This is a genomic window from Vibrio splendidus 12E03 (genome assembly GCF_000272105.2).
Taxonomy (GTDB): Bacteria; Pseudomonadota; Gammaproteobacteria; order Enterobacterales; family Vibrionaceae; genus Vibrio; species Vibrio splendidus_I.
Genome location: NZ_AJZD02000129.1, coordinates 1 through 4,996, shown reverse-complemented (window position 1 = coordinate 4,996; position 4,996 = coordinate 1). Strand labels below are relative to the sequence as shown.

Annotated in this window: 6 protein-coding genes and 1 pseudogene; all 7 read right to left on the bottom strand. The window is 45.0% G+C overall.

Annotation, left to right across the window (positions count from 1 at the left end; genetic code table 11):
- Nucleotides 1–91: 91 nt before the first annotated feature.
- Nucleotides 92–526 carry a DUF2753 domain-containing protein gene (locus tag A142_RS10135; protein ID WP_004734047.1) on the bottom strand — a complete coding sequence of 145 codons (435 nt, stop codon included), beginning with the start codon at nt 524–526 and terminating at the stop codon, nt 92–94.
- 199 nt (nt 527–725) lie between these two features.
- Nucleotides 726–1,142 carry a lactoylglutathione lyase gene (gene gloA / locus A142_RS10130; protein WP_019822356.1) on the bottom strand — a complete coding sequence of 139 codons (417 nt, stop codon included), beginning with the start codon at nt 1,140–1,142 and terminating at the stop codon, nt 726–728.
- A 131-nt stretch (nt 1,143–1,273) separates the two neighbouring features.
- Nucleotides 1,274–1,909, bottom strand: coding sequence for an endonuclease III (gene nth / locus A142_RS10125; RefSeq protein ID WP_019822355.1), 636 nt, complete (start codon nt 1,907–1,909; stop codon nt 1,274–1,276).
- Nucleotides 1,910–2,092: 183 nt separating this feature from the next.
- Nucleotides 2,093–2,785: an electron transport complex subunit E gene (locus tag A142_RS10120; RefSeq protein ID WP_019822354.1), complete on the bottom strand. Its 693-nt coding sequence runs from the start codon at nt 2,783–2,785 to the stop codon at nt 2,093–2,095.
- Nucleotides 2,785–3,414 (bottom strand): electron transport complex subunit RsxG, encoded by a 630-nt coding sequence (gene rsxG, locus A142_RS10115; protein ID WP_019822353.1) that lies wholly within the window; start codon nt 3,412–3,414, stop codon nt 2,785–2,787. The genes A142_RS10120 and rsxG overlap by 1 nt, the downstream gene beginning before the upstream one ends.
- 13 nt (nt 3,415–3,427) lie before the next feature.
- On the bottom strand, nt 3,428–4,474 hold the full coding sequence (gene rsxD, locus A142_RS10110) for an electron transport complex subunit RsxD (RefSeq protein WP_019822352.1): 1,047 nt from the start codon (nt 4,472–4,474) through the stop codon (nt 3,428–3,430).
- Nucleotides 4,474–4,996, bottom strand: a pseudogene (locus A142_RS10105) (electron transport complex subunit RsxC); the annotation flags it as partial. The gene rsxD and the pseudogene A142_RS10105, both read right to left, overlap by 1 nt.

Below are 4,996 nucleotides of genomic sequence, written 5' to 3'. Positions count from 1 at the left end.
CAAGCAGTAATGCTTATCCGAACGGCATTAGTCTTTTAATGACGGGCTTTTTGTATTTTAAATCTCTAGTCGTTTTCTAAACGCAACTTGTTTAGTTCAAGCGGAAACGAGCGATCATTTCACAGTTGGTTGCGGTATCAATCTTTTCCACCATAGAGGCAATTTTAGGGTTTGGATGGCGTTTCATGAAATCGATAAGCGCTTTTTTGCAGCAACCAATTGAATCGATAAAGCTTGAACATTGGGTATTAGGGCACTGTGGGATCAGTGTTAGTACCTTTTCGGAAGCAAGTTGAAGATACTTGAGCTCGTATTCAGTATCGCCAGCCCAACGCCAGAATTGGGCTAGGTTGTGGCAAGATATCACCGAGATAAGTAAGCGCTCGTCGGCTTGAATATCTGTGCGTTCCGTAATTTCTTCACTTAAATTCAAAGCCTGCTGATAATGAAGAATACTTCGTACAGGATCGTCGAGCTGCAATGCAGTATCGGCAAGTAACGTGTGTTTTTCCCATTCGCTAATCATTGTATTACCTCACTAATCAATAGATGTTTAATTTAAATGATAATTATTATCATGTAAAGTTTCATCAGTGAGATTGTTAAGAATAATTGCTGAAGAGTATTGTTCATGAGTGGAAACATAAAAAAGAAGCGAGCATAGTGCTCGCTTCTTTTTTAATTTCATCAGGCGTTCTAGCCCAGTTTCGCAAAATATTGAGGAATTAACCCTCTAGACCTGCGCTTGCTTGCTTGTTCTGAATTAGCTCAATCATGTAGCCATCAGGGTCTTTAACGAATGCGATGTGCGTAGAGCCACCTTTTACTGGGCCCGCTTCACGCGTTACGTTACCGCCTGCCGCTTTAATTGCATCACACGTTGTGTAGATGTCATCAACACCGATCGCAACGTGACCAAAAGCAGAACCAAGGTCGTATTCTGTCGTACCCCAGTTGTACGTTAGTTCAATCACAGCACCTTGAGATTCGTCGCCAAAGCCAACGAAAGCTAGTGTGTATTCGTACTCTTTGTTTTCGTTCTTACGTAATAGCTGCATGCCCATTACTTTTGTATAGAATTCGATAGACTTATCTAGATCACCGACGCGTAGCATGGTGTGTAAAATACGACCGTTTGACATGATTTGCTCCTAGCTTTAACTATGTTTACGTTTTTGTAATTCAGTTTTCTGCCGCTAGAAAAACGCGGCGATATTTAGCTTCTTAGCTTCTTAGCTTCTTAGCTTCTTAGCTTCTTTCGCTTAGAGCTAGCCTAGACGTCGGTTTTCTCTTTGAACTCACATAGGTCTTCAATGATACAGCTGCCACAACGTGGTTTACGCGCGACACAGGTGTAACGTCCATGAAGAATGAGCCAGTGGTGGACATCCAGTTTGAATTCTTTTGGAATAACTTTAAGTAGCTTAGCTTCGACATCGTCGACGGTTTTACCCATTGCTAGCTTAGTTCGGTTTGATACACGGTAGATGTGAGTATCAACGGCAATGGTTGGCCAACCGAAAGCGGTGTTCAATACTACGTTAGCAGTTTTACGGCCAACACCAGGAAGGGCTTCTAATGCCGCGCGATCTTCCGGCACTTCACCGTTATGTAGGTCAAGCAGCATGCGACACGTTTTAATGGTGTTTTCTGCTTTTGAATTAAATAGACCGATTGTCTTGATGTACTCTTTTAAGCCATCAACACCTAGGTCAAAAATCGCTTTTGGAGTATTGGCAACAGGGTAAAGCTTATCCGTGGCCTTGTTCACGCTGACGTCAGTTGCCTGTGCAGACAATAGAACAGCAATCAGCAGTTCGAATGGACTGTTCCAGTTAAGCTCAGTCTCTGGCTTTGGGTTGTTTTCTCTTAAACGCTCAAGTATTTCTACTCGTTTTACATTGTTCATAGCGACATTACTTTCAAATAGTTAGGGCTTGAGTTCCAGAGTGGGTATTCAATAAACTCTCAATGCTCAGGCTTTATCATCTGTTACGCGCTCTTATGAGCGTCATTATTATGTGTATTTGGTCAATCTAATTACCCGCTGAGCGGTTGAGCTACTCAGCAGGCTTTAAACTACTGTAACTTATTAAGCATTGGTAACGCGAGCGCGTTCAATGACTGGTTTTTCTTGTTTAGGCTGTCTAGATTTTGCTTGGTTGTCGATGATGTTTTTCAACGCAATCAAGAAACCAACACCAATAAAGGCACCTGGCGGAAGCAGGGCTAGCAAGAAACTGTTATCAAATTGGAATAGCTGGATTCGTAATACAGAAGCCCAATCACCAAGAAGCAGGTCTGCACCATCAAACAGGGTGCCGTTACCGATAACCTCACGCATTGCGCCCAGTACAACCAGTACCGATGTCATGCCAAGACCCATCCAGAAACCATCTTGAGCAGCAGGCAGAACTTCGTTTTTAGAAGCGAAGGCTTCAGCTCGACCAATGATGATACAGTTGGTTACGATCAGTGGGATGAAGATACCCAAAGACAGGTAAAGGCCATACGCGTAAGCATTCATCAGAAGCTGAACACAGGTTACTAGTGATGCAATGATCATTACGAAAACTGGAATACGTACTTCTTTTGGCACGTGGTTACGAACCAGAGAAACAGCAACGTTCGAACCTACCAATACAAGCAGAGTAGCAATACCCAGTCCAAGTGCGTTGGTCACCGTTGAAGATACAGCCAACAGAGGACATAAGCCAAGAAGTTGTACTAGGGCAGGGTTGTTAGCCCACATGCCATTTTTGATTAGTGTTTTATGGTCACTCATTATTCACCACCACAATTTAGAGGTTGAGCAAGCAATGCTTGGTTATTTTGGTTAACGTATTGAACCGCCTGTTTGACGGACTTAACGACAGCTCTTGGTGTGATGGTTGCGCCGGTAAACTGGTCGAAATCACCACCATCTTTACGAACCTTCCAATGGTCAAGATTCGACTCGGTTACTTGTTTACCTGCAAAAGAGAGTATCCAATCACTCACTCGAAGGTCAATCTTATCGCCTAACCCCGGAGTTTCCCTGTGGGAAAGCACACGTGTACCTAAAATGGTACCGTCAATTTTCATCCCAACAATTACTTTTATTGCACCATTGTAGCCGTCTGGGGCAATCGCCTCGATCGCAATCGCGCTAGGTTCACCGTTGAGTGTAGCAATATAAGCCGGCATTGCTTGTTCTGTTCCAAGCTCCTCAGCTTCCACCAAAGTACAAGCTGAAAACAGCTCGTTGTCATGAAGATCGTGCGGGATCACTTGGTTAAGCACAGACAGTAACTGAGCCTGTTCTTGTTGTTTGATCTGATCTTTGGTCAGGTAGTGAGTAACGGCCACCAAACCTGTCGAAGCGCAGGCAAAAATCGCAAGTACAAGACCGTTTTTCTTAATTGCATTTAGCATAGTATCTGCTTCCTTAGTGGCCGTATGTACGAGGTTTGGTGTAGTAGTCAATCAGTGGAACACACATGTTGGCTAACAATACAGCAAACGCCACGCCATCAGGGAAGCCACCCCAACTGCGGATAATAAAGACTAACCCGCCAATCAGGGCACCAAATACCAAGCGACCTTTAACTGTCGTCGAGGCTGAAACCGGATCGGTTGCAATGAAGAATGCACCAAGCATGGTTGCGCCAGACAATAGGTGAATGGTTGGCGAAGCGGTTTCACCTGGCGTCAACACCAAGAACACTAGGCTAAATAGGGTCAAGCTACCGATGAAAGCTACCGGAATATGCCATTGAATCACACGTTGCTTAATCAACACTAGGCCACCAACAAGGTAAGCAAGGTTTACCCATTCCCAACCCACGCCAGCTAACCAGCTAAATTGAGGTTGAGATAGAGCTTCAGAAGCGGTGTTGCCTGCTGTTAATGCGGTTTTGAAGGCATCGAGTGGCGTCGCCATAGTGGTGCCATCAATACCTAAACGAGCTTGCTGCAGAGACAACCCTTCATTATTGAAACCAGTAAAGATCATCAAGAAAGAGTCAACAAAGCTTGTTGCTTCAGCCGTTAAGCTGGCCGGTGCATTCCAACTGGTCATTTGAACTGGAAATGAGATCAGCAAAACAACGTAAGCAACCATCGCTGGATTAAATGGATTTTGTCCAAGGCCGCCATATAGGTGCTTAGCGATGACAATAGCGAAGAACATACCTATGACTAGAATCCACCACGGAGAGTGTGGGGGAATCGCGACACTGAGTAGCCAAGCGGTCACAACAGCGCTGTAATCACGTAATGCCATCACTGGCGGACGTTTTCTTAGCAGCATTACAGCGGCTTCAAAGGTAACAGCAAGTGCAATAGCAAATACTAACTGGATGAGCGTACCCCATCCAAAGAAGTAGGTTTGAGCTAGTAGACCTGGCAATGCACAAATAGCGACCCATTTCATGAGATCAGGGGTGCTTCTACGATTGTGTGCGTGCGGTGAGCTGGCGATAAAGAAGGCCACTACTCTTTCTCCTCATTATTCTTTTTGTCTTGCTCTTGCTGCGCCTTTCTTGCTTTAGCACGAGCAATTGCGGCAGCAACAGCTGCTTTTTTAGGATCGACTGGTTCTGATTGAATCTCAGCTTCCACTTCAATTTCAACTACAGCTTCAGGAGCGGTTTCTTGTGCTTCGACCTGCTTAGCTTGCTGTGCTTTCTTCGCTTTAGCGCGAGCTATTGCAGCGGCAACGGCAGCTTTTTTAGGATCGACGGGCTCTGATTGAATTTCAGCTTCAACTTCAATCACTGGCTCAGGAGTTTCTGCTGTTTGGTCTTGCTTAGCTTGCTGTGCTTTCTTGGCTTTAGCACGAGCAATGGCCGCAGCGACAGCATCTTTCTTAGCATCGCCAGAACTTTTAACCGGAGCTTCACTTTCGGTTTGAGTAGCTGATTCAGCTTGTTGTGCTTTTTTGGCTTTAGCGCGAGCAATGGCCGCAGCGACGGCATCTTTCTTAGCATCGCCAGAGCTTTTAGCTGGAGCTTCA